The following is a 26,634-nucleotide window of genomic DNA, read 5'->3' as shown; positions in this document are numbered from 1 at the left end:
GATCAGCGTTGCCTTAGAGCGACCAACCAATCTCTTGCCCCAAACCTTCCACCGCATCGGCGCAACGCAGCGCCAACGCCCCGTCGCTGCAACCGATTGCACGTGATGGCACACCAATTGCAGAACTCCTGCAGGATGGCCCGGCCAGCGGCGCGTGACAGCGTCTGCGCTAGACTGCAATCTGTTGGGGTTGCGTTCGGTCGGTGCGGCGTAGTCTGCCGCGCGGTCCTGTTGGGGGGAGGGCGAAGACCGTACGTGGCGTTCGTTCCTTTAACGGTCGATTCTTTAGGATGAGCTGCGAGGTGAGATTGCAGCCAGGAGAAGCAGCCAGGAGAACTTGTGCATCGGAGTGGTTTCAGAGCGTCTTGGTCGTACACCGTCGGGTTCGCCCGCTCGGCCGCGTGCCAGGCAACATCGCACTGCATGACGCGGATGGATCTCCCGTGTCAGCCCGCCCTGTCGTCCTCGCGCGATGGGCAGCCCTGATGGATGGCAACGTGACCCCTTCCCCGACAACGACTGCAATGCCCTCCATTTCCGCCCTCGATGCCGGCACGCCGACGCTGCCGCCGGAAGCGCCGCTGGCGATGCCCGAACAGAATTTGCGCGAAGGTCGCCTGCAGGTGCGCCACCAGCGCACTTCGCCGCCCGGCATCGGCGTGCGCCGCTTCTATTTGATCGGGGGCACCTTCGCCACCACCGCCATCGCCGTGTGGGTGATGCTCAGCGTGCTGTGGCCCGACGGCATCAGCGTGCTGGAAGGCTGCCTGCTTGGCCTGTTCGTGTTGCTGTTCGCCTGGATCGCTATGTCCTTCGCCAGCGCCGTGGCCGGTTTTGTCACCGTGGTGGCGCGCGCCGGGCGCAAGCTCGGCATCGACCCGGAGCAACCCCTGCCCACGCTGCGCTCGCGCACTGCGTTGCTGATGCCCACCTACAACGAGGACCCGCGCCGGCTGCTGGCCGGCCTGCAGGCCATCTACGAATCGCTGGCCGAGACCGGCCAGCTGGAGCACTTCGATTTCTTCGTGCTCAGCGACACCACCCGCGAATATATCGGCCGCGCCGAAGAGCTGGTCTACAGCGAGTTGTGCGAACGCGTCGGCGGGCACGGCCGCATTTTCTACCGCCGCCGTGCCGACAATGCCGCACGCAAGGCCGGCAACGTGGCCGACTGGGTGCGTCGCTTCGGTGGCAGCTACCCGCAGATGCTGATCCTGGACGCCGACAGCGTGATGACCGGCGACACCATCGTGCGGCTGGTCGCCGGCATGGAAAACAACCCGGACGTGGGCCTGATCCAGACCCTGCCGGCGGTGGTCAACGGGCAGACCCTGTTCGCCCGCATGCAGCAATTCGGCGGCCGCGTGTACGGGCCGATCATCGCCTTTGGCGTGGCGTGGTGGCACGGCGCCGAGAGCAACTACTGGGGCCACAACGCCATCATCCGCACCCAGGCCTTCGCCGATCACGCCGGCCTGCCGTTGCTGCGCGGGCGCAAGCCGTTCGGCGGGCATGTGCTCAGCCACGACTTCGTGGAAGCGGCGCTGATGCGGCGTGGCGGCTGGGCCATGCACATGGTGCCGTACCTGCAGGGCAGCTACGAAGAAGGCCCGCCTACGCTGACCGACCTGCTGATCCGCGACCGCCGCTGGTGCCAGGGCAACCTGCAGCACGCCAAGGTGGTCAGCGCCAAGGGTCTGCACTGGATCAGCCGCATGCACATGCTGATCGGCATCGGGCATTACTTCACCGCACCGATGTGGGGCCTGTTGATGCTGATCGGCATCGGCATTCCGCTGGCCGGCGGCGGTATCGACCTGGCCGGCGACCTGCCGTTCTCGCCCGCCCGTTACTGGCACGGCAGCAGCCAGGGCAATGCGATCTGGATCTTCATCTGCACCATGTTCGTGTTGCTGGCGCCCAAGCTGCTCGGCTACATCGCGCTGCTGCTCAACCCGCGCGAACTGCGCGCCTGCGGCGGTGCCTTCCGCGCTGCAGTGAGCATCCTGCTGGAAACCGTGCTGGCCGCCCTGATGGCGCCGGTGGTGATGTACCTGCAGTCGCGCGGTGTGTTCGAGGTGCTGGCGGGCAAGGATTCGGGCTGGGATGCGCAGGTGCGCGACGACGGCAAGCTGTCGTGGCCGGCGCTGTTTCGCAGCTATGGCGGTCTGACCGTGTTCGGCCTGTTCATGGGTGCGCTGGCCTACGCGGTCTCGCCGGCGCTGGCCGCGTGGATGGGGCCGGTGATCGTCGGCATGGCGTTGTCGATCCCGGTGGTGGCGCTGACCTCGCTGCGTCGCACCGGCATGGCGCTACGCCGTGCCGGCATTTTCTGCATCCCCGAAGAACTCGACCCGCCCAAGGTGCTGGTGCGTGCTTCCGAATTGCGCCGCGCCGCCGCGCTGGAACCGTCGCTGATCTGAGTGCGCATCGGCGCTGGCCTCGGTGACCGGCGTGCTGTTGCCGCGTTGCATGCATGCAGCCCGCAACCTCTGGCCCCGGCTGATCTGGCCCACCCCTCGCGCAAGGCATAATGCCCAGCCCGCAAGCGGAGCTGGATGATGCTGGAAGTGATCGAACGCGAGACCGGACCGAACCCGCAATGGAGCGTGCTGTGGCTGCATGGCCTGGGCGCCGACGGTAGCGACTTCGCCCCGATGGTGCCCGAGCTGGTACGCCCGCAGTGGCCTGCGCTGCGCTTCGTGTTCCCGCATGCGCCGATCCGCCCGATCACCATCAATAACGGCGTGCGCATGCGCGGCTGGTACGACATCGTCGGCATGGATTTCGCCCAGCGCGCCGACAAGGCCGGCATCGCCGAGTCGGTGGCCCAGGTCGAAGCCTTGATCGCCCATGAGCAGAGCCGCGGCATTGCCCCGGAGCGCGTCCTGCTGGCCGGCTTCTCGCAAGGCGGCGCCGTGACCCTGGCCGTTGGCCTGCAGCGCAGCGTGCCGCTGGCCGGGCTGATCGCCATGTCCACCTATCTGCCGGATCCGGCCGCGGCCGCCAGCCAGTTGCAGCCGGCCGCCCTGCGCCAACCGTTGTTCATGGCGCATGGCACGGCCGACCCGGTGGTGCCGTTCGCGGCCGGCCAGGCCAGCATGCAGACCTTGCGCACGCTGGGCTTCGCACTGGATTGGCACACCTATCCGATGGGCCACCAGGTCTGCCTGGAAGAGATCGAGGCCTTGCGCGACTGGCTGCAGGCACGCTTCGCCGCTGCCTGAGCCCATGGCCCAGCGCGCACCGCAGATTGCCTGGATGCCGGACCTGTGCCGGCTGCCGCGGTTGGGCGCGATGCTGGGCCTGGCCGAGTTGGTGGTGCTGGTGGTGACCTTGGTACCCGATTCCGGCGCCGCGCGCAGCATCACGTTGTCGCGGTTCCTCTCCGCCAGCGGCTTGGCGCTGTGGCTGGCGCTGGCGGTCACCGTGCTGCTGTGCGTGTTGCGGCCCACCTTGTCGCGATTGCCGCCCCGGCTGGGTGGGCTGAGCGCCTTGCTGATCGCTGCCGTGGTGGCGATGCTGGGTGCCGGCATCGTGCATGGTCTGTATGCGGCGCTCGGGCAGGTATCGCCGGGCACGCAGGTCGGCTTCTGGCGATTCACGCTTGGCAGTGCGGCCACGGTGGTGTTGATCACTGCGCTGGCGCTGCGCTACTTCTATGTCAGCGACCGCTGGGAGGCCCAGGTGCAGGCCAACGCGCGCGCCGAGGCCGATGCCCTGCAGGCGCGCATCCGTCCGCACTTCCTGTTCAACAGCATGAACCTCATCGCCAGCCTGCTGCGGCGCGACCCGGTGGTCGCCGAGCAGGCGGTGCTGGACCTGTCGGATCTGTTCCGCGCCGCGCTGGGCGCCGGCGAAGGCATCTCCACCTTGCGTGCCGAATGCGAACTGGCCGAGCGCTATCTGGCAATCGAATCGCTGCGCCTGGGCGAGCGGCTGCAAGTGCGCTGGCACCGCCAGGAACCGTTGCCGTGGGAATTGCCGATGCCGCGACTGGTGCTGCAGCCGCTGGTCGAAAATGCGGTACTGCATGGCGTTTCGCGCATGCCCGAAGGCGGTACGCTGTACCTGTCGCTGCGCCAGCGCGGCAACCAGCTGCAGATCCGCATCGTCAACCCGGCGCCGCAGCCCGGCACCCAGTTGCCGCTGCTGGCCGGCGCCGGGCATGCCCAGGCCAGCATCTCGCACCGGTTGGCGTTCCAGTTCGGCGCCGGGGCACGGATGGCGGCCAGCTGGGCTGAAGGCTACTATGCCTGTGAGATCACATTACCGCTGCCGTGAGGGGAAAGTCACGGCAGCCAGGGGGAGTCCATGACGGCCACGCAAGTGCGGGCGCTGATCGCCGATGACGAGCCACTGGCGCGCGAGCGCCTGCGCCTGCTGCTGGGCGAGCATCCGCAGGTCGAGGTGATCGGCGAGGCCGAAAACGGCCAGCAAGTGCTGCAGCAGTGCGAACACCTGCGCCCGGACCTGGTGCTGCTGGACATCGCCATGCCCGGCGTCGACGGCCTGGAAACCGCGCGCCTGCTGCGGCAAAACCAGCCGCCGCCGGCGGTGGTGTTCTGCACCGCCTACGACCAGCATGCGTTGTCGGCGTTCGACGCGGCGGCGCTGGATTACCTGATGAAACCGGTGCGCCCGGAACGCCTGGCGTCGGCACTGGAAAAAGTCGCCACCTTCCTGGCCGGCCGCGTGCCCGGCACCGCGCCCAGGCCGCTGCGCACCCATCTGTGCGCGCGTTTGCGCGGCAGCCTGCGGCTGATCGCCATCGGTGACATTCGCTACCTGCAGGCCGAAGAGAAGTACGTCATCGTCCATCACACGCGCGGCGAGGACCTGATCGAAGAGTCGCTGAAATCGCTGGAAGACGAATTCGCCGACCGCCTGGTGCGCATCCATCGCAATTGCCTGGTCGCCCGCGATGAGCTGGTGGAACTGCGCCGTAGCGGCGATGGCCAGGTCCACGCGGTGCTGCGTAACGTGCCGCAGACCCTGGAAGTGAGTCGTCGCTGCGTGGCCAACCTGCGCGATCAATTACGTCAACTGTGAGTTCGGTGCCGGCTCCGCGATAATGCCGGCATGACCACGCTCCGTATCGCCACCCGCAAAAGCCCGCTTGCCCTCTGGCAGAGCGAACACGTCGCCGCCGCGCTGCGCCAGCACCATCCCGGCCTGGAGGTCATCCTGGTGCCGATGAGCACCCGCGGCGACGAAGTGCTGGACCGCTCGCTCGCGGCGATCGGCGGCAAGGGCCTGTTCCTGAAGGAGCTGGAGCTGGCGATGTTGCGCGGGGACGCCGATTGCGCGGTGCATTCGCTCAAGGACGTGCCGATGGAACTGGACGAGCCGTTCGTGCTGCCGGCCATCCTGGAACGTGGCGATCCGGCCGATGCGCTGGTGTCCAACTTCTATGCTAGCCTGCAGGCGCTGCCACTGGGCGCGCGCGTGGGCACCTCCTCGTTGCGTCGTCAGGCGCAGTTGCGCGCCGCGCGCCCGGACCTGGAATTGATCGACCTGCGCGGCAACGTCAACACGCGTCTGGTCAAGCTCGACAACGGCGGCTACGACGCCATTGTGCTGGCCTGCGCCGGCCTGCAGCGGCTTGGGCTGGAAGCGCGCATCAGCGCACGGCTGGACGCGCCGGAATGGTTGCCGGCGCCTGCGCAAGGCGCGGTGGCGGTGGAATGCCGTGGCGACGACGCACGCATCCACAGCCTGCTGGCGGTGCTGGATGCCGGCCGTACGCGTGCCTGCGTGGAAGCCGAGCGGGCCATGAATCGCGCCCTGCACGGCAGCTGCCATGTACCGGTGGCCGCCTTTGCGCGCTGGGAGGGGCAGGGTCTGTTCCTGCAGGGCATGGTCGGCAGCGCCAGCGACGGGCGCCTGATCCACGCCGATGCGCACGGCAGCGCCGAAGAGACCGAAGACCTCGGCCGCCGCGTCGCGCAAGGCCTGTTCGACAAGGGCGCCGCGCAGCTGCTGGCCGAACTCTAATCCGAGCCTGGAAACAGGCACCTGCCTGGTAGGAGCGGACCTGGCCGCGAGAGGCTTTACCGGCAAAGCCCCTCGCGGCCGGCGCCGCTCCTGCAAGTGCGCGGTGCGTCGTCGGCCACCTGCGCAGTGCGTTTGCCGCGGCAACACCGCTGGCACGGCTTACTTGAACGTGTAGACCAGATTGACCGTGGTCAGCGTATCGGTCTTCTTGTCGCCGTCGCTGACCTCGCTGTTGTGACGCATCTGCCACGCAGCCTTCAGCGCAAAGTGCGAGTTCATGCTGACCTGCACACCGAAGTCGTTTTGCGCATAGGTGTTGTATTCGCCCGATTCCACCAGCAGCGTGTTGATCAGATCGGTGTTGTCGGTGACAGTGTACTTGAGGTCGAACAGGCCGCGGCCAATCAGTCCGGTCTCGTTGCGGTCTTCGTTGCTGTTGTGCGCACGGCGCACACCCGGGCCCACCTGTGCATCCAGATAGAACCGGTCGGCATTGATCAGGCGCGTGCCGTAGCCGATACCGAAGGTAGCCAGCCGATCGTAGGTGGCGAAGTCGTCGTGTTCGTAGCGGCCGGTGGCGGTGAGCTGGCGATGCTCACCCAGCTGCAACGCACTACCCACGCTGCCGGTGTAACGCTCGGCGGTGGTCTGTCGCTCACGCGTGGTGCTGCCGTCGTCGTTGGTGTTGGTGTATTCCGAACTCGAACGCAGCGCGGTGGCATCCAGGCTGTGAATCCAGTCGCCGTCGGTGTAGCGCAGGCGCACGCGGCCGTTGAGGCTATCGGTGGTGCTGTTGCCATGCGCGGCAGCGTAGCCGAACTCGCCGCTACTTCCGCCCCAGGGCGAGGGCATCACCGCCGCGGCCGGGTCTGCCGGCGCTGGTGCGACTGCCTGGGCCCAGACGGAAGGCGTGATCAACAACAGCGGCAATAGGGCAGACAACGGGACACGGCGGGACATGGGCAGCTCGCTTTGCAAGGCGGGAGGAGGGGTGGAAGCGATTTCATGATAACGGACTGTGCGGTGACGTCATCGCCAAGTGAACATCCGCTTCATTGCCGGTTGGGACGCCGCAAGCGGCCTGGGTCGGGTCCGCGCTTCCGATGGGCGCGACAGTGAACGGCGATCTGGAGGACGGTTGGCGATGTGGTCGAACTGACCTGCGAGGCCGTTGTGAGCGGAATTAAAGTGACTCCGGCGCTGTGCCTGGCGTTAGCCGGAGCGACCGGCCTAGCCCGCTGCGAGACAGGAGCCTGAGCGACCCGACTGCCTCGCCTGCAAGCGCTACCGGCAGTGCCCGCCAACCAAGGCCTAGGCGAACGCTCGCGCCAGGCCGATACGTGGTGATGGTGCGGCCGACCGAACAGACCAGCCCGCTGGGTCGCACATCCCCCGGGCGCTTGCCGCTGTGCGTCTGCCGTCCCAGCGCGATGCTCACCCCGCCGCGCAAAGACTCGGACATAATCGACGCATGGACCGCTCCGAACGCATCAACTCCCTGCATCGCATGCTCAAATCGGCACGCTACCCGGTCACGGTGGCGCGGCTGCAGGATGAGCTGAGCTGTTCCCGTGCCACTGTCTACCGCGATCTGGCGTTTCTGCGCGACGCGTTGATGGCGCCGGTGGAAGGCGACGGCGAATCGGGCTTTCGCTATCTCTCCGGCGAAAGCGACCGCTTCGAATTGCCCGGGCTGTGGCTGAGTTCGGAAGAACTGCACGCGCTGCTGGCCTCGCAACAGCTGCTCGCGCGCATTGGCGGCGGGGTGTTGTCTTCGATGCTGGCCCCGCTGCAGCAGCGCATCGAAGGACTGCTGGCTGCCCAGGCTGGCGTTTCGCAGTGGCCGGTGGATCGGGTGCGGGTCATTCCGCACCGCGGCCGCAAGCTGGACGAAGCCAGCTTCCGCACGGTGGCCTCCGGCGTGCTGGAGCGCAAGCAGCTGAGCTTCGATTACCGTGCGCGTTCCACCGACGAATCGACCAAGCGGACGGTGTCGCCGCAGCGCATCACCCATTACCGCGACAACTGGTATCTGGACGCCTGGGATCACGGGCGCGACGGCGTGCGCAGCTTTGCGGTGGACCGCATCGACCACGCGCGTCTGCTAGATGCGGTGCCGCGCGATGTGCCCGACAGCGAATTGGACGAGCAGCTTGCCGCCAGCTACGGCATTTTCTCCGGGGCGCCCAAGGGGTGGGCGACCATCGTGTTCAGCTCCAAGGCCGCGCGCTGGGTTGCCGACGAACATTGGCATTCCAAGCAGCAGGGTCGCTTTCTGCCCGATGGCCGCTACGAACTCAAGCTGCCGTACGGCAACTCGCGCGAATTGCTGATGGACGTGCTGCACTACGGCTCGGACGCGGAGATTGTCGAACCCATGTCGCTGCGCGAGCAGGCCAAGGCGTTGTTGTCGCTGGCGCTGAGCAATTACGACTGAGCGTTGTCGAGCGATGCGGCGCTACGCCGCGTGGCGATCGCAGCGCGCACCTGCATGACGATCGGTCACGCGCCACCGGCTTGGCGCGCGGCCAACACGACTGGTCGCGCTCAGCGCTTGTTCGGCACTTCAAAGCCCAGGCGGTCCACCTGTTCGCGCAGCTGCGGCACCCGCTTGAGTTTGTCGGTATAGATGGAATAGTCGTCGCGCATCTTGTTGACCAGCATCCGATACTGGTCGCGGCTCATGTCCGGCTTGCGCGAGAAGATCCAGGCCAGGTCGCGGCCCGGGTAGGAGATCAGCATCCACGAGCCGTCGGTGGCGATTTCCAGGATGCGCTGCTTGGCCGGGATGACCTTGTAGAACCACACGCGCCAGTCGCGGTTGCCGCTGTCGGCATCCACCGAGGCGCGCGCAGTGACTTGCTTTTCCGGTTCGCCGAACCCGTCGCGGTACAGATAGCGCACCGCCACCTTGCCGTCTTCGACCAGGGTGTATTCATCGCGGCTGGTGACGTGGCCGCGCTCGACCGCGTTGGGCATGCGCGCAATCACGTACCAGGTGCCCATGATCTTGGACAAATCGATTGCCGGCCCGGTGGCGGACGCGTCCTTGGCGTGTGCCACGGGCAGGCCGAGGACGAGCAGAAAAGCGAGGGCGATCATAACGGTCAGGCGCATCGCAACATCACAAGGAGGCAGTCGGAGCAGCACACTACCGCATGCAGGGGGCAAGTTCGCGTCAACGGTCGGGTCTGGCATCGGCAGCCGGGGAATCTGCGGCAGACGCCGGGCAGGCGCTGGCGCCGCGAACGGCTGGCTCCGCCACCTGGCGTCGGCCCTGTGCCGCTCGCGTGCGGGTTGCCGGGCGCCGCGACGTTGCAGGGGACAGCCGCACCCGTGGAAGCCTGCGACGCGCCGAGCAGGCGCCCGAAGCGCAGGCCGCAGATGCTTCGCGTCAAGGTCGCAGCCTGTGAGATGGGTTGCGGCAATCCTGCGCGCCTGTTGTGATCCTTTCCTACCACGGAGTGCCGCCATGTCGCATCGTCCTGCTTCCCGTTCCGAACGTCCCGACCCGCGCGTGCTGCGCCCGGTGCGGCAGATCGTCCTGGCCGGGCTGGTCCTGGTGCTGGTCTGGCCGGCCGCGCGTGGCAGTAGCGAGTGGATCGGCTGGTTGCCGCTGTGGCTGGTCGGCATGCCGATGCTGGCGTGGTGGAGCCTGCACCGGTTTGCCCTGCCTTCTTTGGCAACGCGTAGCGTGCGCCGTGGTGTGCCCCGGCGGCGTGGCCCGCAGGCACAGCGCCGGCGCAGTGCTTCGCGTACGGCGACACAGGCGCGCGCAGCCTGACCTTTGGCAGGGTTGGTCGACGGGGCGCTGTGCTACGTTCCGGGCAGTCGTTTTTCCGGAAACATTCATGTCCAAGTTCGCCTCGATCTGCCTGGTTGCCGGCCTGATCACTGCTGGCGCCGTCTCTGCAGAGGAACCCCCCGTGTCCAACGATCCCTACGCCTGGCTGGAAGATGTCACCGGCGCCAAGCCGCTGGACTGGGTCAAGACCCAGAACGCCAAGACCGAGGCACGCCTGGCCAGCACGCCGGCGTTCAAGCAGATGGAAACCAGCATCCGCGAAGTGCTGGATTCGGATGCGAAGATTCCCGGTGTGCAGAAGATCGGCGCGTTTTACTACAACTTCTGGAAGGACAAGCAGCACGAGCGCGGCCTGTGGCGGCGCACCACGCTGGACGAGTACCGCAAGGCTTCGCCCAAGTGGGAAACGGTGCTGGACCTGGATGCGCTCAACAAGGCCGAAGGCGAAAACTGGGTGTGGCACGGTGCCGACTGCCTGCGCCCGGACTACCAGCGCTGCCTGATCGCGTTGTCGCGCGGCGGTGCCGATGCCGATGTCACGCGCGAGTTCGATCTGGGCAGCAAGCAATGGGTCAAGGACGGCTTCTTCCGCCCCGAGTCGAAGGGCGGGCTGGGCTGGATCGACCGGGACACCGTCTACGTGTTCACCGATTTCGGCGCCGGTAGCATGACCAGCTCCGGCTACCCGCGCATCGCCAAGCAGTGGAAGCGCGGCACGCCATTGACTGCCGCGAGCGTGGTGTACGAAGGCAAGCCGACCGATATGTACATCGCAGCCATGCATGACGACACGCCCGGCTTCGAGCGCGATTTCGTCAGCCGCACGCTGGCCTTCTACAACGACGAGCTGTATCTCAAGGGCGCCGACGGCACGCTGGTCAAGGTGGACGTGCCCAATTCGGCTAGCAAGTCGGTCAAGCGCCAGTGGCTGACGCTGGAGCTGCGCGAACCGTGGAAGGTAGGCGGCAAGACCTACAAGCCCGGCACCTTGCTGGCCACGCGTTTCGACGATTTCATGGCCGGCAAGCGCAACTTCGATGTGCTGTTCGAACCCACCGACACCACCTCGCTGGCCGGCATGGTGTGGACCAAGTCGCATCTGGTGTTGAACGTGCTGGAAGACGTCAAGAACCGTCTGAGCGTCATCACGCCATCGCGCGATGGCTGGAAAAAGAGCGCGTTTGTCGGTGCGCCGAGCTTCGGCACGGTGGATGTGGGCGCGGTGGACAGCGACGACAGCGACGCGCTGTGGCTCACCGTCACCGATTACCTGACCCCCACCACCTTGTCGTGGGTGGACGTGGGCGCTGCGCCGCAGCCGCTCAAGACCATGCCGGCGTTCTTCGATGCCGGCAAGGACACCATCGAGCAACACTTTGCCACCAGCAAGGACGGCACCCGCGTGCCGTATTTCCTGGTACGCCCGAAGGCCTTGAAGCTCGACGGCAGCGCGCCGACCTTACTGTATGGCTACGGCGGTTTCGAAATTCCGATGACGCCCAATTACTCCGGCGGTTTGGGGCGCGCGTGGCTGGAAAAGGGCGGCGTGTACGTGGTGGCCAATATCCGCGGCGGTGGCGAATACGGCCCGCGCTGGCACCAGGCCGCACTCAAGCAGAACCGCCACAAGGCCTACGAAGACATGGCTGCGGTAGCCAAGGATCTGGTCGCGCGCAAGATCACCTCGACCAAGCATCTGGGCGTGCAGGGCGGCAGCAATGGCGGCCTGATGACCGGCAACATGCTCACCCAGTATCCGGAACTGTTCGGCGCGGTGGTGGTGCAGGTGCCGCTGCTGGACATGAAGCGCTACAGCCACCTGCTGGCAGGCGCCTCGTGGATGGCCGAGTACGGCAATCCGGATACCAACGACTGGACCTTCATCCAGACCTTCTCGCCGTACCACCTGTTCGACCCAAAGAAGACCTACCCGCCGGTGATCTTCCTGACCTCCACGCGCGACGATCGCGTGCATCCCGGCCACGCGCGCAAGATGGCCGCCAAGATGATCGAGGCCGGCAAGGACGTGACCTATTACGAGAACATCGAAGGCGGCCACGGTGGTGCGGCCAATAATGCGCAGGCCGCGCATATGGCCGCGCTTGCGTATAACTTCCTGTGGGAGCGCTTGGCCGACTGAGGCTAGTAGGGCTGCATGCGCAGATGCGTCGTGCAACACGAGGCTGCTGGCAGTGTGCAGCGGCCTCGTGTCGTTAGAGGGCGTGGTAGAACATGCGGGCCATGGCGTGCCTGATGCGATCAGAGCGTCGTGGCAGCAGACGTGCCGCTAACTGGCTGCTTCCTTCTCCCGTCGGGGCATTGTCCTCCTTCATGGGGAAGACATTGCCCGAGGGCGGATGAGGGTACGAACCACGCACGCAGCTGGCAGTTGCATCGCAGACGTTTGCGGCAAGTAACGCGTGACAGGGGCCACACAACCAATCAAGCGGCCACCGCTCTGCGCATTGCGAACCTGGATGCGCAGCGTCGGCGCCTCACACAAAAACTTCCATGCATCGCACTGCGGGTGACTTGGCCAACTACAACCGCTTCAACCCACGCGCAATCCGCTCCACCGCCTGCTCCAGACGCGGCAGGCTCTGCGTATAGGCGATGCGCACATGCTGATTGGCGCGATGGTGGCCGAAATCGATGCCCGGCGTGAACGCAACATGTTCGGTCTCCAGAGAATGCGCGCAAAACGCCTGCGCATCATTTGAAAATCCGCTGATCTCGGCATACAAGTAAAACGCGCCTTGCGGTTCGACTGCGATCTCGAACCCCAATGCACGCAAGGCCGGCAGCAGGTAATCACGGCGCTGCTGGAACTCGGCGCGGCGCGCTTCGAAGATCGCGATGCTCTCAGGCGTAAAGCAGGCCAGTGCAGCGTGCTGGGCAATTGTCGAGGCGCTGATGTACAGATTCTGCGCAAGCTTTTCCAGTTCCGGCACCGCGTCGGGCGGCGCGATCAGCCAGCCCAGGCGCCAGCCGGTCATGCCGAAGTACTTGGAAAAACTGTTCAACACGAATGCGCTGTCGTCCACTTCCAGCACGCTGTGCGCGTCCAGGCCGTAGGTCAGGCCGTGGTAGATCTCGTCCACCACCAGATGGCCGCCGCGTGCATGCAGCGCCTGCGAAAGCGCAGCCAGTTGCGTGCGCGAGAGCACGCTGCCGGTGGGGTTTGCCGGCGAGGCCACCAGGGCGCCCACGCTGTCGGCGTTCCAGCCGCGCTCCACCAGCGCAGGAGTCAACTGATAATCGGTGTCCGGGCCGACCGGGACCAATTGCGCGGCGCCCTCGACCAGGCGCAGAAAGTGGCGGTTGCAGGGGTAGCCCGGGTCGGCGAGCAACCAATGCTTGCCCGGATCCACCAGCAGGCTGCTGGCCAGCAGCAATGCGCCAGACCCCCCGGGTGTCACCAGAACGCGCTCCGGATCGAGGTTGCAGGCGTAGCGCTGCGCATAGAAGCCGGCAATCGCCTCGCGCAGCGCCGGCAGCCCGCGTGCGGCGGTGTAGCGGGTGTGGCCGGCCGCCAATGCCGCCTGGCCAGCAGCGACGATCGGCGCGGCCGTGGTGAAATCGGGCTCGCCGATTTCCAGGTGGATCACGTCGTGGCCGGCCTGTTCGAGCGCATTGGCGCGTGCCAGCAGCGACATGACATGAAACGGGGCGATGTCCTGGCTGCGGCGGCTATAGCCGCCTGCGTACGGAAGTGTGGAATCCATTGGTTCGATAATAGACCAGCATGACCTAGGACACATGGCGCCCGACAGAAGGCTCTTCCACACTCGGGAGCTGGGATGGCATGGCGTTCATCCAATGGACCCCAATCTGATGAAGCACGTCCTCACTCTTCTGATCGCCAGCCTGATGACCACATCCCCCGCCTTCGCCGCCCTTCCGTCGCCGCCAGACGTCGCCAAACACCCGCATGTGGTCAAGGCGCCGTTCGGCGCGACCCGCAACGACGACTATTACTGGTTGCGCGACGACAAGCGCGAAGACAAGGCGATGCTGGCATATCTCAACGCCGAGAATGCCTACACCGACAAGGTGATGGCGCCGCTCAAACCATTGGAAGAAGCGCTGTATACCGAGATCGTCGGGCGCATCAAGCAGGACGATGCCAGTGTGCCGTATCGCGAGCGCGGCTATTGGTATTACACCCGGTTCGAAACCGGCAAGGATTATCCGATCCAGGCGCGCCGCAACGGCAGCATGGAGGCGCCGGAAGAGATCCTGCTCGACGTCAACCGGATGGCGCAGGGCAAGGGCTACTTCAGCGTGGGCGGCGCCGCGGTGAGTCAGGACAATCGCATCCTCGCCTGGGCCGACGATGCCGTTGGCCGCCGTCAATACACCATCCGCTTCAAGAACCTGGAGACCGGCGAACTCTACCCGGATACCGTGGGAGGCGTCTCGGCCAATGTGGTGTGGGCCGACGACAACAAGACGCTGTTCTATGTCGAAAACGACCCGGACACGCTGCTCACCGTGCGCGTGAAAAAGCATGTGCTCGGCACGCCGTCCAAGGACGATGTGCTGGTGTACGAAGAGAAGGACGACAGCTTCTACATGGGCATTGGCCGCACCCGCGACGACAAGTACATCATCATTGAGGTTGAAAGCACGGTCTCTTCGGAAACTCGCTATGCGCTGGCTGCCAAGCCGGACGCCTTCAAGGTGCTGGCCAAGCGCGAGCGCGACGTGGAATACCATGCCGACCATTTCGATGGCCGCTGGGTGATCCGCACCAATGCCGACGGCGCCAAGAACTTCAAGCTGGTGACCGCGCCGACCGATGCGACCACGCGCAAGCAGTGGACCGATTGGGTAGCGCACGACAACAACGTCTACATCGAAGACTTCGCGTTGTTCGATGGCTTCACCGCCATCGAAGAGCGTTCCGGCGGACTGGAACGTGTGCGCTTGCTCAAGCGCGACGGTAGCGATGAGTACGTCAAGGCCGATGAACCGGCCTATTCGATGGGGCTTTCGGTCAACTCCGAGCCGGACACACCCTGGCTGCGTTACACCTACACCTCGCTGACCACCCCGGCAATCACCTACGAGCTCAATACGCAGACCGGCGAGCGCAAGTTGCTCAAGCAGCAACCGGTGATCGGCTACGACGCCAGCAAATACGTGACCGAACTCGTGTGGGTAAAGGCGCGCGACGGGGTCAAGGTGCCGGTGTCGCTGGTGTACAAAAAGGGCTTCAAGAAGGATGGCAGCGCAGCGCTGTTTCAGTATGCGTATGGCAGCTACGGCATGTCGATGGACCCGGCATTCAATCTGCCGGCGGTCAGCCTGCTGGACCGCGGTGTGGTGTATGCCATCGCGCACATCCGCGGCGGCCAGGAAATGGGCCGTCAGTGGTACGACGATGGCAAGCTGCTGCACAAGAAAAACACCTTCAATGACTTTATCGATGTCACCCGCGGTCTGGTCGCGCAGGGTTACGCCGCCAAGGACCGGGTTGCCGCATCCGGTGGCAGCGCCGGTGGTCTGCTGATGGGCGCGGTGGCCAATATGGCGCCGCAGGACTATCGGGTGATGGTCGCGCAGGTGCCGTTTGTCGATGTGGTCACCACCATGCTCGACGCCAGCATTCCGCTGACCACCAACGAATACGACGAGTGGGGCAACCCGGAAACCAAGGATGACTACGACTACATGCTGTCGTATTCGCCCTACGACAACGTGCGCAAGCAGGCGTACCCGGCGCTGTTCGTGGGCACCGGCTTGTGGGATTCGCAGGTGCAGTACTGGGAGCCGGCCAAGTGGGTGGCCAAGTTGCGCGACGACAACACTGGTACGCAGCCGATCGTGTTCCGCATCAACATGGAGGCTGGACACGGCGGCAAATCCGGCCGGTTCCGGCGCTACCGCGAGCTGGCCGAATCGTATGCGTTCGTGCTGGACCAGTTGGGCGTGAAGTAGCTGAAAGGCCGGGATTGGGGAGTCGGGATGCGGGATTGGTTGGAGCGGATGGCGTGGGCTGGCACCGCCGCAGGGCCGACTCACCAAACCGCAGCGCTGGTCGTATCATTTGCGCATGACGCGACCGACTCGATTCCGCTGGGCCTGGTGGTTGCTGGCCTACGCCAGCCTGGCCACCGGCATCGTCGGGATCTTTGTCCCGGGGCTGCCGACAACGGTCTTTATTCTGATCTCTGCCTGGGCGGCCTCGCATGGCTCCGAACGCCTGCACAACTGGTTGCTGTCGCATCCGCGCTTCGGCCCGGCGATCGTGGAATGGCAGACCTACCGTGCGGTCAGCCGCAAGGCCAAGTGGATGGCGACGCTGACCATGACGGTCTGCGCCGCGATCATGCTGTGGTGCGTGCCGGTGTTCTGGGTCAAGTGCCTGTCGATCGGTAGCACGGCCGTGGTGGCGATCTGGCTGTGGTTGCGCCCCGAGCCGCCGCCGCGCCCGCTGCCCGGCGCGCACTGAACGCGGTGCGTCAGCGAGCGCACGGCCATAACGGTGTTCTGGCTATACTTCGGCCCATGAGCATCATGTCCCGACCGTCTGTTCGTCTCGCACTGGTTGGTGCGACCTTTGTCCTGCTTGCCGCCTGCGGCAACAAGGGCCCGCTGGTGATGCCGCAGAAGCCGGTACCGGTGGAGGCCCAGCCAGTGCCGCAGCCGGCGGATGCGTCGCAACCGCTGGACCAGTCCACGCCGGCGCCTGCGCCGGTGGATGGTGATACCAAGCCCGCATCCACCACCGATCAGCCCGCTAGCAGCGGCAATGAGCGCTGACGGTCGCAGCGGGCGTCTGCGTTTTACCAAAATGCATGGCGCCGGCAACGACTTCGTGGTGCTGGACCTGCGCGACGGCACGCCGCCACCGGATACCGCACTGGCTGCGCAGTTGGCCGACCGGCACTTCGGGGTGGGCTGCGATCAGATCCTGACCATCGAGACGCCGCGCAGCGAAGGTGCCGTGGCAGCCTACGGCATCTGGAATTCGGATGGCTCGGCCGCGCGCCAATGCGGCAATGGCGCACGTTGTGTCGCCGCGTGGCTGGTGCGCGACGGCACCGCCCAGGGCGAGCGCTTCATCATCGACAGCCCAGTGACCGCGCATGCGGTCGAGCGCCTTGACGGCGACCGCTACGCGGTGGCGATGGGTATCCCGCAATTCGAGCCCACCCAGATTCCGCTGGCCGGGTTTGCGCATGCACGCGACGAATATGCGCTGTCGGTACACGGCGAGACCGCGCGCTTTGGCGCGGTGTCGATGGGCAACCCGCACGCGGTGGTCGAAGTCGGTCGCGTCGATGCAGCGCCGGTGGAACGCGTGGGCGCGCTGCTGCAGCAGAACGCCGCGTTCCCCGATTCGGTCAACGTGGGTTTCGTGCAGGTGGTCGACCCTGCGCATGTGCGCCTGCGCGTGTTCGAGCGCGGTGTGGGCGAGACGCTGGCTTGTGGGAGTGGCGCCTGTGCGGCCGCGGTGGTGTTGATGCAGCGCGGCCGTGTCGAGCGCGATGTGCAGGTGTCCTTGCCCGGTGGCGATTTACGCATTCGTTGGCCCGGCGACCAGGAGCAGGTGGTGATGTCCGGCCCGGCTGTGTTCGTCTTCGAGGGAGAGTGGAACCGATGAGCGAGAACACGGACAAATTCGGCGCGCACGACGTGGCCACCTGGTTGCGGCGTCACCCGACCTTCCTCAAGCAGTTCCCGGACCTGGCGGTGAGCTTGCTGGTGCCGCGCGACGACGGCCCCACCGCTTCGTTGGCTACCTACCAGCTGGAAGTGCTACGCGACAAGAACCGTGAACTGTCGCGCCGCCTGCATGAGCTGGGAAGCAATGCGCAGGAAAACGAGCGGCTGGCAGTGCGCACGCATCAACTCACGCTTGCGTTGATGCGCCAGACCAGCGCGGCTGACACGCTCAAGGCGATGGCCGCCTCGCTGGCCGAAGATTTCAACGGCGAACTGGTGCGGCTGGTGTTGCTCACGCCCGTCGATGCGCTGGATGCGGACTGGCTGCAGATCATCGCAATCGACGATGCACGCCTGGCGCCGTTCCGCGATTGCCTCAACGATGGCGAGCCCATCTGCGGCCGCCTGCAAGCTGAAAAGCACACGCTGCTTTACGGCGCACAGGCGGGCGAAGTGCAATCCACCGCGTTGCTGCCGCTGCCGGGCATCGGCCTGATCGCGGTGGGCAGCAGCGATGCCAACCGGTTCTATCCCGGCATGGGCACGCTGTTCCTGCGCATGATGGGCGAATCGCTGAGCGTGGCATTGCAACGCTTCGACGCGTGAGGCCCATGGCTGCGCGCACCGGCATTGGCGACATGGGGTCGTTGGTGGTGGCGCTGCTTCTGCAGCGGGGAGGGTGAGGTGTTGGCAGTCGGCTGTCTGTGTTGTCTGCAACCCTGGGGCGCGCGGTCCTCATGTTTGCTGCAGACTTGTCCGCGCAAGCAGATGACGGCAGTCACACCGCGCTACCGGGAGCGCTGACATGTTATCGATCGACGAGTTTCTGACGTACCTGCAGGTCGCGCGGCAAGTATCGGCGCATACCCTGGACGCGTATCGGCGCGATCTTGCGGCCTTGGTCGCCTGGGCAGCTGAGCAGAAGACCGACGATGGCACGCAGGACGCTGCAGTGCCTGGCGATACTGCACAGTTCGATAGCGCGCATTTGCGGCAATTCGTTGCGGCCGAGCATCGACGTGGCCTCTCGCCGAAAAGTTTGCAACGCCGCCTGTCGGCATGCCGCAGTTATTACGCCTGGTTGCTCAAGCATGGCCGCATTTCGGCCAGCCCGGCGGCGGCGCTGCGTGCGCCCAAGGCGCCGCGCAAGCTGCCGCAGGTGCTGGACGCCGACGAAGCCGTGCGTCTGGTGGAAGTACCGACCGATGCGCCCCTGGGCCTGCGCGATCGCGCGCTGCTGGAAGTGTTCTACTCGTCCGGGCTGCGCCTGAGTGAGTTATGTGCATTACGCTGGCGCGACCTGGACCTGGACAGCGGCCTGGTGATGGTGCTCGGCAAAGGCAGCAAGCAGCGCCTGGTGCCGGTGGGATCGCACGCGATCGCCGCCTTGCGCGAATGGCGGCGCGACAATGGTGCAAGCGCCGACACCCATGTCTTCCCTGGCCGTGCCGGCGGTGCGATTTCGCAACGTGCAGTGCAGATCCGCATCAAGCAACTGGCCGTACGCCAGGGCATGTTCAAGGATGTGCACCCGCATATGCTGCGCCACAGTTTCGCCAGCCATATCCTGGAATCGTCCGGCGATCTGCGCGGCGTGCAGGAGTTGCTGGGGCACTCGGATATCGCCACTACCCAGATCTACACGCATCTGGATTTCCAGCACTTGGCCAAGGTCTACGATGCCGCGCATCCGCGGGCCAGGCGCAAGAAGGCTGCAGAGTGAGTGCTAAGCAACCAGCTAGCACGCAGGAAGCAGGAAGCGTCGCGGCGGTACATGACGTAGCGCCACAGACGCAGCAAGATGATGCACGCATCCAATGCAACAGCCACTTCCGATAGCGCTGATAGCCCCTCTCCTGCCGGGAAAGGGATGGGGGAGGGTACGTGCGCGAGCGCGGCTTGCTCGTTGCACGAATGTTTTGCGGGCGATGGCGTTAGGCTCGACGCGATCCCCGTAATGCGTTGGGTCAGATGGATCTGCATGGTCGCGCGCAACCGTGTTGCTGTCTCGCAAGTGAGCGCCGCCGCACCAGCCTGCGGCGACGTGTCGTAGCGTGCTTGAACCCGGCAGGGGCGTCCCCACTTCCTTGGAAACACTCGGAGGATCCATGGACCCTAGCCAGAACCCCAACATCGTTCACGCTACCACCATCATTTCGGTTCGACGTGGTGGGCATGTCGCCGTCGCCGGCGATGGCCAGGTCACCCTTGGCCATACGGTCATGAAGGGCAATGCACGCAAGGTGCGTCGGCTCGGGCGCGAGGGTCAGGTGCTGGCCGGCTTCGCCGGTGCGGCCGCCGATGCGTTCACCCTGTTCGAATTGTTCGAAGCCAAGCTCGACAAGCATGGCCAGCTAACGCGTGCCGCAGTGGAACTGGCCAAGGATTGGCGCACCGAGCGCCGCCTTGGCAAGCTCGAAGCGCTGCTGGCCGTGGCCGATAAAGAGACCTCGCTGATCATCAGCGGCACCGGCGATGTGATCGAACCGGAAGACGGCATCATCGCCATCGGGTCCGGTGGCTCGTACGCTCTGTCGGCTGCGCGCGCGCTGCTGGCGCACACGCAACTGGATGCCAAGACCATCGCCACCGAAGCGATCAATATCGCCGGCGATATCTGCATCTATACCAATCGCAACGTGGTGGTCGAGCAGCTGTGATTCGGGAATTGGGATTGGGGATTCGTAAAAGCGCTCCTTTCCCTGTACCCGGACATGCATCGACCGTTCCTACTCTGCTTTCACGAATCCCCAATCCCAAATGCCAAATCCCGATACCTCCACCATGACTCCGCGCGAAATCGTGCAGGAGCTCAACCGTCATATCGTTGGCCAGCACGACGCCAAGCGCTCGGTTGCCATCGCGCTGCGTAACCGCTGGCGTCGCATGCAGTTGCCGGAAGAACTGCGCAACGAGGTGATGCCCAAGAACATCCTGATGATCGGCCCTACCGGCGTGGGCAAGACCGAGATCGCGCGGCGCCTGGCAACGCTGGCCAATGCCCCGTTCGTCAAGGTGGAAGCCACGCGCTTCACCGAAGTGGGATATGTGGGCAAGGATGTGGAGCAGATCATTCGCGACCTGGCCGATACCTCGGTCAAGCTGTATCGCGAGCAGGCCAAGGTGCGTGTGCGCAACCAGGCCGAAGAGCGTGCCGAAGATCGCATCCTGGACGCATTGCTGCCGCGTCGCGCGGCCGGTATTGGTTTTGATCCGGAAGCGGCGCGCAACGAGCCGTCGGCGCAGGATAACGAAACCCGCATCAAGTTCCGTCGCATGTTGCGCAATGGCGAGCTGGACGAGCGCGAGATCGAACTGGAAGTGGCGGTAAACGCCAGCATGGACATCATGACCCCGCCGGGCATGGAGGAAATGGGCCAGCAACTGCGCCAGATGTTTTCCAATCTGGGCAGCGGCAAATCCCAGAAGCGCAAGCTCACCATCAAGGCGGCGCGCCCGCTGTTGATCGAAGAAGAAGCCGGCAAGCTGGTCAACGAAGACGATGTGCGCACTGCGGCCATCGAAGCGTGCGAGCAGCATGGCATCGTGTTCATCGATGAGATCGACAAGGTGGCCAAGCGCGGCGAAGCCGGCTCCAGCGGCGGCGATGTCAGTCGCGAAGGCGTGCAGCGCGATCTGTTGCCGCTGGTGGAAGGCTCCAACGTGTCCACCAAGTACGGCACGGTCAAGACCGACCACATCCTGTTCATTGCATCAGGCGCGTTTCACCTGGCCAAGCCCAGCGATCTGATCCCGGAGCTGCAGGGCCGCTTCCCGATCCGCGTGGAATTGACTGCGCTGACCAAGGCCGATTTCGTGCGCATCCTCACCGAGCCCAGGGCCGCGTTGATCAAGCAATACGAAGCCCTGTTGCAGACCGAAGGTGTGGGGTTGACGTTTGCGTCCGACGCGGTGGATCGGCTTGCCGAGATTGCCGCCCAGGTCAACGAGCGCCAGGAGAATATCGGCGCCCGTCGCCTGCACACGGTGTTGGAGCGTTTGCTCGATGTGTTGAGCTACGAAGCGCCGGATCGGGATGGTCAGAGTGTAACGGTGGATGCCGCCTATGTGGATGCGCAGCTGGGTGAGCTGGTGCAGGATCCGGACCTGAGCCGCTACATCCTGTGACCACGTTGCACGGCGACATGCGCCTGGGATGGAAGAGACCTGCCAATGGCGGGTCTTTCTATTTGCAGCATGCACGACGGACAAGACAGGCTTTGGTGCTGATCGGCATTGCGATATCGGGTCAATGCAGGGCCCGCTGCGCAGCGGCATTGCCCGCGGCCTGTCATGGTGCGGCAATGCCATTGCGCTTTAGCTGACCTCAGTCCTCGCCAATATCTTCGTTCCACACATCCGGGTTGGCGAAAATATAGCCACCGAGCAGATCGATACATTCCTGGCTCTGCAGATCGATCACGTTGACGCCGTGCTCGCGCAACCATGCGATGCCGCCCTGGAACGTGACCGATTCGCCGACCACCACGGTGCCGATGTTGAACTGGCGCACCAGCCCACTGCAGTACCAGCATGGCGCCAGCGTCGTGACCATGATGGTGTCCTTGTAGCGGCGCTGGCGCCCGACCTTGCGAAAGGCGTCGGTCTCGCCGTGGACCGAGGGGTCGTTTTCCTGCACGCGGCGGTTATGGCCGCAGCCGAGCAGGCGCCCGTCGTTGTGATACAGCGCCGCGCCGATCGGAATGCCGCCTTCGGCCAGGCCCTGGCGTGCTTCGATAATGGCGGTGTCCAGCAACGCGCGGTAGTCGGGGGTGGTGATCATGCGAACTCCAAAGGGACCGCGCCGGCAGGGCGCAGCATGTCGAGATGTGGAATGCCATCTTCCAGGTACTGCGCGGACGCAGGTGCAAATCCGTGCGCCGCGTAGAACGATTGCAGTTGCGCCTGCGCACCGAGCTGGATCGCGCTACCTGGCCACTGCGTGTGCACCAACCGAATGCCTTCGCGCAGCAGCGCATGCGCAAGTCCAGTGCCACGAAATGCAGCGGCGGCGACCACGCGGCCGATGCTCGGCTCGAGATAGCTCAAGCCTGGCGGCAGCACGCGCAGGGAGGCCGCCAAAGCGGTGTCATTGGCGGTGCCCAGTACATGCAGCACGGCCGGATCGGTATCTTTGCCATCCAGTTCCGGATAGGCGCATTGCTGCTCCACCACAAACACATCCGTGCGCAGCCGCAGCAGCGCATACAGCTGCATGGTGCTCAGTTGCGCAAACCGCAGGTGCTGCCAGTGCAGGGAAGGAAGGGGCATGGTGGGCATCACTGCATGATAGCGGCTGTGCCGCAGTTGAGCTGCGAAGTCGTGCCTGTAGGTGGTACTACCGACGCGCCTGCGATGGCATTGCTGCCCATGCTCGGGTGCAGGTTGTGCCTAGTCGACTGCGCTGTCGGTATCGACGGCCACCACTACCGACATGCTCGGCCGCAGCCGCGGCGCCAGCGGCTGGTCCGGATCGACGCTGATGCGCAGCGGAATGCGCTGGGCAATCTTGACGAAGTTGCCGGTGGCGTTATCGGCCGGCAGTACGCTGAATTCGGAGCCGGCAGCCGGCGAAATTTCCTGCACGCGGCCATGCAGGTGTGCGTTGTCCAAGGCATCGACGGTAAAGCTGGCACGCTGCCCGATGCGGATATTCGCCATCTGGGTTTCCTTGAAATTGGCCACGATCCACAGCGTGTCCGGCACCAGCGACATCAGCTGTGTGCCGTTGGTGACGTAGGCGCCCTGGCGCACGCCAAGCTGACCGAGCTGGCCATCGCGTGGGGCCAGGATGCGCGTGTTGTCCAGGTTGATCTGGGCCAGTTGCACGGCAGCCTGCGCATTGGCAACCGCCGCTTCCAACGCGGCGCGGTTGACGGTGACGCTGCGGGCGTTTTCTTCGGCCGCCTGCACTGCGGCACGTGCCTGCGCCACGCCGGCATCGGCTTGCGCGCGCGCGGCAAATGCGGTGTCGCGGTCCTGCTCGGAGACCAGTTGCTGGCTGGCCAGCTGCTGCGTACGTGCATAGGCCGAACGGGTGCGGTCGCGTTGTGCCTGGTTGCTGCTCAGCGTCGCGCGCTGTTCGGCGATCGTGGCTTCGGCGCTATGCTGTTGTTGATCCCAGTTGGCGAGGTTGGCCTGCGCGGTCTGCACTTGCGCCTTGGCTTGTTCGAGTTGCTGGGCATAGCTGCGGTCGTCGATGCGTGCCAGCAACTGACTCCGTTTGACATGCGCAAAGTCCTGCACCGGCACCTGTTTGACATAGCCGCTCACCTGCGGCGCAATCACGGTGATCTGACCGTGCACCATCGCATTTTCGGTGCGTTCGATCGCACTGACGAACGGCGGCAACCGCCAGGCATACAGCACCAGCGCCACGCCGATCAGGGCAAGCCCGCCGAAGCCGACGACCCCGGCGAGACGGCGACGCCGACGACGTTGCGGATCGGCAGGCGGGGAGGAATCTGCTGGTGTATTCATGGGCGCGCAGTGGGAGCAGGAGGAGGGGGCGATACCGAGGGGCGCAGATAGCGGCGCCACACCAGCACGGACAGGATCCACACGCCGGTGGCGATGGCGATGCAGCTGATCAACAGGAACACGTCGTTATAGGCCAGCACATTGGCCTCGCGCGTGGCGACCGTGCCCAGCGTGCGCACGCCCTGGGCCTGACGCAGCGCCGGGTCGCCGGTGCTGCGGCCATACAGGCTTGCATAGGCCTGCACGCGCGCGGCCACCTGCGGGTCGGTCAGCACCAGATGGTCCACCAACTGGCTGGAATGGTATTTCTCGCGCACCACCTGCACAGTGCCGAGCAGGGCGCTGCCGAGCAGGCCGCCCATGTTCTGCGCCATGCCGAACAGCACGATGAAACTGATCAGGTTGCCCGGATGCGCGATCACCCGGCCGATGCCGGCCACCATCGCCGGACCGATGAAGAACGTGCCGCCGAAGGCGAGCAGGAACTGGCTCACATACATCTGTTCGGGGCGGGTGAGGCTGGTGGCATCGGCATCCATGAAGCAGCCCACACAGATGGCCGCCACCGCGATGATCAGATGTTCGGCAACCCGCGCCGGGTCGATCAGCCACGCGCTTGCCGCCACGCCCACCACCGCGCCCAGCAGCATCAGCGCAAACAGGGTCTGCAGTTGCGTGTTGGCCAGGCCCAGCGTCTGGAAGAAGCCGATGGCGCCGGTGCTTTGTTCGGACAGCACCAGCCGGATCAACAGGATCGCCAGCCCCAGCCGCAGCATGTCTGCACTGGCCAGCCAGCGCGTGTTGATCATCGGATTGCGGCGGTTGTGTTCGATCCAGGCCGCCGTGCACAGCAGTACGATCGACGCGGCCAGCACCATGCCCAGCCACGGTGTACTGGTCCACCACAGCAAGCGGCCGAGCGAGAGCACCGCGGCCAGGCCGGCCGCGCCGGCGGCGAACAGACTGAAGGTGAGAAAATCCAGCGGCTCGAACACGCGATACCGGTCGCCCGGCGGTAACTTGAGCGCCAGCACACAGGCCAGCGCAAACACCGCCAGCCCGCACTCGAACAGGTACAGACCTTGCCACTCGCCCAACTCCAGCAGGTCGGTGGAAAACACCCGCGCCAGCGGCAACGCCAGCTGGGTCATGCCCAGGCCCAGCACCACGGCCTTGAGCCGGTATTTCGGTGGAAATGCCTTGGATCACGTAATACAGGCCCAACGAGCTGAGCGCGGCGCCCACCAAGCCATGCGCGGCGCGCACGCTGATCGCCGAGCTCAGGCTGTGCACGAACAGGTGCGCGAAGGCGATGAGCGCGTACAGCGCCAGGAAGATTTCGGTGAACCGGCGCGGCCCGAACTGCTGGCGAAACTTCACCAGCAGCAGGTTCGCCGACATGTTGGTCATCACATAGGCGGCCGGCAGCCAGGCCATTTCGGTGGCGTAGGCGCCCAGCGTGCCTTGCAGATAGGTCAGGTTGGCAGTGACCAGGGCATTGCTCAGCCCACCGGTGAGCGCCACCACCACGCCCACCAGGCCGTATTGAGCACGTCGTCGGGTAGGGTGCAAGGGGGTAGAGGCCGACCCCGGCAGGGTGGGCCGCTCGTGGGGCTGCCAGTCGCGCTGGACGTACTTGTCGCGCACTGAATGCTCGCAGGGCCGGTCGCAGGTGAAAACGCGATTGTGGTCCGGTTGCGGTCATGGTGGCGTCAGCAGTGCGATAATCCGCCCATGAGCGAATCCCCCTATACCTCCGGTACCACCCATTTCGGCTTTCGCGATGTCGCTGCCAAGGACAAGCAGAAGCTGGTCGGCGAAGTGTTCACCTCGGTCGCGCGCAATTACGACCTGATGAACGATCTGATGAGCCTGGGCGTGCACCGCGCATGGAAACGCTACTTCGTGGCGACCGCGCAGGTGAAGCCAGGCGACCGCGTGCTGGATCTGGCCGGCGGCACTGGCGACATCGCCGTGCTGCTCAAGGAGCGCGTGGGCAACGAAGGCGCGGTGGTGCTGGGCGACATCAATGCCGGCATGCTGTCGGTGGGCCGCGACCGGCTGACCAACCGCGGGCTGGTGTCCGGTTTCGACTACGTGCAATGCAATGCCGAAGCGCTGCCGTTCCCGGACCAGAGTTTCGATCTGGTGACCATTTCCTTTGGCCTGCGCAACGTCACCGACAAGGACGCCGCCTTGCGCGAGATGTACCGCGTGTTGAAGGTCGGCGGCCAGGCGCGCGTGCTGGAATTTTCCGAAGTTACCGCCGAATGGTTCAAGCCGATCTACGACTTCCACTCGTTCAAGATCCTGCCCAAGCTGGGCCAGCTGTTCGCGCGCGATGCCGATAGCTACCAGTACCTGGCCGAAAGCATCCGCAAGCATCCGCCGCAGGAATCGCTCAAGGGCATGATGGGCGAGGCCGGGTTTGCGCGTTGCCACTTCAAAAATCTCACTGGCGGCATCGTGGCGATCCACTCCGGCTACAAGATCTAGGCAGATCGTTTCAGGCGGTTCGGCGTCGGCGCGCGTAGCGTGCGCTGGCGCTCGCCCACCGCGTGCACGGGATCGCTTGTTGCGGCGAAGCGGTGTCGCACATGTGGACACCAGCGAAGTTCTGAGACTTCCGTCGCGTTGGCACCACAAGCTCTCAGCGACACTAAGGCAACGCTGATCAA

Annotated in this window: 23 protein-coding genes and 1 pseudogene; 17 read left to right on the top strand and 7 right to left on the bottom strand. The window is 65.1% G+C overall.

The features are described 5' to 3' along the window. The first annotated feature begins 485 nt into the window (after positions 1-485). The 5 genes from mdoH to hemC all read left to right on the top strand — a co-directional run bounded on the left by mdoH (position 486) and on the right by hemC (position 5,997). On the top strand, positions 486-2,423 hold the full coding sequence (mdoH, locus tag XAXN_RS14485; protein ID WP_054320067.1) for a glucans biosynthesis glucosyltransferase MdoH: 1,938 nt from the start codon (positions 486-488) through the stop codon (positions 2,421-2,423). A 135-nt stretch (positions 2,424-2,558) separates the two neighbouring features. Next, complete coding sequence (locus tag XAXN_RS14480) at positions 2,559-3,227, top strand: alpha/beta hydrolase (RefSeq protein ID WP_054320066.1); 669 nt, start codon at positions 2,559-2,561, stop codon at positions 3,225-3,227. Positions 3,228-3,231: 4 nt separating this feature from the next. After that, on the top strand, positions 3,232-4,284 hold the full coding sequence (locus XAXN_RS14475; RefSeq protein ID WP_054320065.1) for a sensor histidine kinase: 1,053 nt from the start codon (positions 3,232-3,234) through the stop codon (positions 4,282-4,284). Positions 4,285-4,314: 30 nt separating this feature from the next. Further along, on the top strand, positions 4,315-5,052 hold the full coding sequence (locus XAXN_RS14470; RefSeq protein ID WP_054320064.1) for a LytR/AlgR family response regulator transcription factor: 738 nt from the start codon (positions 4,315-4,317) through the stop codon (positions 5,050-5,052). A gap of 30 nt (positions 5,053-5,082) precedes the next feature. Continuing rightward, positions 5,083-5,997, top strand: a complete 915-nt coding sequence (gene hemC, locus XAXN_RS14465) for a hydroxymethylbilane synthase (protein WP_054320063.1) — start codon at positions 5,083-5,085, stop codon at positions 5,995-5,997. Between the two features lie 159 nt (positions 5,998-6,156). Here hemC and XAXN_RS14460 read toward each other — a convergent pair whose 3' ends face one another. Next, a complete protein-coding gene (locus XAXN_RS14460; protein ID WP_054320062.1) occupies positions 6,157-6,957 on the bottom strand; it encodes a DUF481 domain-containing protein in 801 nt (266 codons plus the stop codon). 511 nt (positions 6,958-7,468) lie between these two features. On the opposite strand from XAXN_RS14460, the gene XAXN_RS14455 reads away from it, so the two are divergent. Next, complete coding sequence (locus XAXN_RS14455; protein WP_054320061.1) at positions 7,469-8,434, top strand: helix-turn-helix transcriptional regulator; 966 nt, start codon at positions 7,469-7,471, stop codon at positions 8,432-8,434. A gap of 110 nt (positions 8,435-8,544) precedes the next feature. Here the strand turns inward: XAXN_RS14455 and XAXN_RS14450 are convergent, their stop codons facing one another. Continuing rightward, positions 8,545-9,114 (bottom strand): lipocalin family protein, encoded by a 570-nt coding sequence (locus tag XAXN_RS14450; protein ID WP_054320060.1) that lies wholly within the window; start codon positions 9,112-9,114, stop codon positions 8,545-8,547. A 355-nt stretch (positions 9,115-9,469) separates the two neighbouring features. Between XAXN_RS14450 and XAXN_RS14445 the strand changes: the two genes are divergently transcribed. Both XAXN_RS14445 and XAXN_RS14440 read left to right on the top strand, forming a co-directional pair. After that, positions 9,470-9,781: a hypothetical protein gene (locus XAXN_RS14445; protein ID WP_054320059.1), complete on the top strand. Its 312-nt coding sequence runs from the start codon at positions 9,470-9,472 to the stop codon at positions 9,779-9,781. Between the two features lie 67 nt (positions 9,782-9,848). Then, on the top strand, positions 9,849-11,942 hold the full coding sequence (locus XAXN_RS14440; RefSeq protein WP_054320058.1) for a prolyl oligopeptidase family serine peptidase: 2,094 nt from the start codon (positions 9,849-9,851) through the stop codon (positions 11,940-11,942). A 400-nt stretch (positions 11,943-12,342) separates the two neighbouring features. Here XAXN_RS14440 and XAXN_RS14435 read toward each other — a convergent pair whose 3' ends face one another. Next, positions 12,343-13,527 (bottom strand): pyridoxal phosphate-dependent aminotransferase, encoded by a 1,185-nt coding sequence (locus XAXN_RS14435; protein WP_054320057.1) that lies wholly within the window; start codon positions 13,525-13,527, stop codon positions 12,343-12,345. A gap of 109 nt (positions 13,528-13,636) precedes the next feature. Here XAXN_RS14435 and XAXN_RS14430 point away from each other — a divergent pair, with 109 nt between their 5' ends. The 8 genes from XAXN_RS14430 (at position 13,637) to hslU (ending at position 21,604) form a co-directional block, all read left to right on the top strand. Continuing rightward, positions 13,637-15,745: a S9 family peptidase gene (locus tag XAXN_RS14430; protein ID WP_054320068.1), complete on the top strand. Its 2,109-nt coding sequence runs from the start codon at positions 13,637-13,639 to the stop codon at positions 15,743-15,745. A gap of 115 nt (positions 15,746-15,860) precedes the next feature. Then, positions 15,861-16,259 (top strand): YbaN family protein, encoded by a 399-nt coding sequence (locus tag XAXN_RS14425; RefSeq protein WP_054320056.1) that lies wholly within the window; start codon positions 15,861-15,863, stop codon positions 16,257-16,259. A gap of 56 nt (positions 16,260-16,315) precedes the next feature. Further along, positions 16,316-16,570: an LPS translocon maturation chaperone LptM gene (gene lptM, locus XAXN_RS14420; protein WP_042821248.1), complete on the top strand. Its 255-nt coding sequence runs from the start codon at positions 16,316-16,318 to the stop codon at positions 16,568-16,570. Continuing rightward, positions 16,560-17,414, top strand: coding sequence for a diaminopimelate epimerase (gene dapF / locus XAXN_RS14415; protein WP_054320055.1), 855 nt, complete (start codon positions 16,560-16,562; stop codon positions 17,412-17,414). The genes lptM and dapF overlap by 11 nt, the downstream gene beginning before the upstream one ends. Beyond that, positions 17,411-18,082: a DUF484 family protein gene (locus tag XAXN_RS14410; RefSeq protein WP_054320054.1), complete on the top strand. Its 672-nt coding sequence runs from the start codon at positions 17,411-17,413 to the stop codon at positions 18,080-18,082. The genes dapF and XAXN_RS14410 overlap by 4 nt, the downstream gene beginning before the upstream one ends. Positions 18,083-18,281: 199 nt before the next feature. Next, positions 18,282-19,199 (top strand): tyrosine recombinase XerC, encoded by a 918-nt coding sequence (gene xerC, locus XAXN_RS14405; RefSeq protein ID WP_054320053.1) that lies wholly within the window; start codon positions 18,282-18,284, stop codon positions 19,197-19,199. 385 nt (positions 19,200-19,584) lie between these two features. Beyond that, positions 19,585-20,136 (top strand): ATP-dependent protease subunit HslV, encoded by a 552-nt coding sequence (gene hslV / locus XAXN_RS14400; protein WP_054320052.1) that lies wholly within the window; start codon positions 19,585-19,587, stop codon positions 20,134-20,136. 100 nt (positions 20,137-20,236) lie between these two features. Beyond that, positions 20,237-21,604 carry an ATP-dependent protease ATPase subunit HslU gene (hslU, locus tag XAXN_RS14395; RefSeq protein ID WP_054320051.1) on the top strand — a complete coding sequence of 456 codons (1,368 nt, stop codon included), beginning with the start codon at positions 20,237-20,239 and terminating at the stop codon, positions 21,602-21,604. Between the two features lie 199 nt (positions 21,605-21,803). Here the strand turns inward: hslU and XAXN_RS14390 are convergent, their stop codons facing one another. The 4 genes and pseudogenes from XAXN_RS14390 to XAXN_RS14375 form a co-directional block, all read right to left on the bottom strand. Beyond that, positions 21,804-22,259 (bottom strand): nucleoside deaminase, encoded by a 456-nt coding sequence (locus XAXN_RS14390; protein ID WP_054320050.1) that lies wholly within the window; start codon positions 22,257-22,259, stop codon positions 21,804-21,806. Next, positions 22,256-22,756 carry a GNAT family N-acetyltransferase gene (locus XAXN_RS14385; RefSeq protein ID WP_054320049.1) on the bottom strand — a complete coding sequence of 167 codons (501 nt, stop codon included), beginning with the start codon at positions 22,754-22,756 and terminating at the stop codon, positions 22,256-22,258. The genes XAXN_RS14390 and XAXN_RS14385 overlap by 4 nt, the downstream gene beginning before the upstream one ends. A 111-nt stretch (positions 22,757-22,867) precedes the next feature. Next, positions 22,868-23,956 (bottom strand): HlyD family secretion protein, encoded by a 1,089-nt coding sequence (locus tag XAXN_RS14380; RefSeq protein WP_054320048.1) that lies wholly within the window; start codon positions 23,954-23,956, stop codon positions 22,868-22,870. Further along, positions 23,953-25,603, bottom strand: a pseudogene (locus tag XAXN_RS14375) (MFS transporter). The gene XAXN_RS14380 and the pseudogene XAXN_RS14375 overlap by 4 nt, the downstream one beginning before the upstream one ends. An 87-nt stretch (positions 25,604-25,690) precedes the next feature. On the opposite strand from XAXN_RS14375, the gene ubiE reads away from it, so the two are divergent. Further along, positions 25,691-26,452, top strand: coding sequence for a bifunctional demethylmenaquinone methyltransferase/2-methoxy-6-polyprenyl-1,4-benzoquinol methylase UbiE (ubiE, locus tag XAXN_RS14370; protein WP_008577300.1), 762 nt, complete (start codon positions 25,691-25,693; stop codon positions 26,450-26,452). Positions 26,453-26,634: the final 182 nt, after the last annotated feature.

It is taken from the genome of Xanthomonas axonopodis (genome assembly GCF_001304695.1).
Taxonomy (GTDB): domain Bacteria; phylum Pseudomonadota; class Gammaproteobacteria; order Xanthomonadales; family Xanthomonadaceae; genus Xanthomonas; species Xanthomonas axonopodis.
This window is presented reverse-complemented; position numbering and strand designations above follow the sequence as displayed.

Coding starts and splice junctions, on each gene's coding strand:
- mdoH (WP_054320067.1), top strand. CDS start 486: ATGGATGGCAACGTGACCCCTTCCCCGACAACGACTGCAATGCCCTCC.
- XAXN_RS14480 (WP_054320066.1), top strand. CDS start 2,559: ATGATGCTGGAAGTGATCGAACGCGAGACCGGACCGAACCCGCAATGG.
- XAXN_RS14475 (WP_054320065.1), top strand. CDS start 3,232: ATGGCCCAGCGCGCACCGCAGATTGCCTGGATGCCGGACCTGTGCCGG.
- XAXN_RS14470 (WP_054320064.1), top strand. CDS start 4,315: ATGACGGCCACGCAAGTGCGGGCGCTGATCGCCGATGACGAGCCACTG.
- hemC (WP_054320063.1), top strand. CDS start 5,083: ATGACCACGCTCCGTATCGCCACCCGCAAAAGCCCGCTTGCCCTCTGG.
- XAXN_RS14460 (WP_054320062.1), bottom strand. CDS start 6,957: ATGTCCCGCCGTGTCCCGTTGTCTGCCCTATTGCCGCTGTTGTTGATC.
- XAXN_RS14455 (WP_054320061.1), top strand. CDS start 7,469: ATGGACCGCTCCGAACGCATCAACTCCCTGCATCGCATGCTCAAATCG.
- XAXN_RS14450 (WP_054320060.1), bottom strand. CDS start 9,114: ATGCGCCTGACCGTTATGATCGCCCTCGCTTTTCTGCTCGTCCTCGGC.
- XAXN_RS14445 (WP_054320059.1), top strand. CDS start 9,470: ATGTCGCATCGTCCTGCTTCCCGTTCCGAACGTCCCGACCCGCGCGTG.
- XAXN_RS14440 (WP_054320058.1), top strand. CDS start 9,849: ATGTCCAAGTTCGCCTCGATCTGCCTGGTTGCCGGCCTGATCACTGCT.
- XAXN_RS14435 (WP_054320057.1), bottom strand. CDS start 13,527: ATGGATTCCACACTTCCGTACGCAGGCGGCTATAGCCGCCGCAGCCAG.
- XAXN_RS14430 (WP_054320068.1), top strand. CDS start 13,637: ATGAAGCACGTCCTCACTCTTCTGATCGCCAGCCTGATGACCACATCC.
- XAXN_RS14425 (WP_054320056.1), top strand. CDS start 15,861: ATGACGCGACCGACTCGATTCCGCTGGGCCTGGTGGTTGCTGGCCTAC.
- lptM (WP_042821248.1), top strand. CDS start 16,316: ATGAGCATCATGTCCCGACCGTCTGTTCGTCTCGCACTGGTTGGTGCG.
- dapF (WP_054320055.1), top strand. CDS start 16,560: ATGAGCGCTGACGGTCGCAGCGGGCGTCTGCGTTTTACCAAAATGCAT.
- XAXN_RS14410 (WP_054320054.1), top strand. CDS start 17,411: ATGAGCGAGAACACGGACAAATTCGGCGCGCACGACGTGGCCACCTGG.
- xerC (WP_054320053.1), top strand. CDS start 18,282: ATGTTATCGATCGACGAGTTTCTGACGTACCTGCAGGTCGCGCGGCAA.
- hslV (WP_054320052.1), top strand. CDS start 19,585: ATGGACCCTAGCCAGAACCCCAACATCGTTCACGCTACCACCATCATT.
- hslU (WP_054320051.1), top strand. CDS start 20,237: ATGCCAAATCCCGATACCTCCACCATGACTCCGCGCGAAATCGTGCAG.
- XAXN_RS14390 (WP_054320050.1), bottom strand. CDS start 22,259: ATGATCACCACCCCCGACTACCGCGCGTTGCTGGACACCGCCATTATC.
- XAXN_RS14385 (WP_054320049.1), bottom strand. CDS start 22,756: ATGCCCACCATGCCCCTTCCTTCCCTGCACTGGCAGCACCTGCGGTTT.
- XAXN_RS14380 (WP_054320048.1), bottom strand. CDS start 23,956: ATGAATACACCAGCAGATTCCTCCCCGCCTGCCGATCCGCAACGTCGT.
- ubiE (WP_008577300.1), top strand. CDS start 25,691: ATGAGCGAATCCCCCTATACCTCCGGTACCACCCATTTCGGCTTTCGC.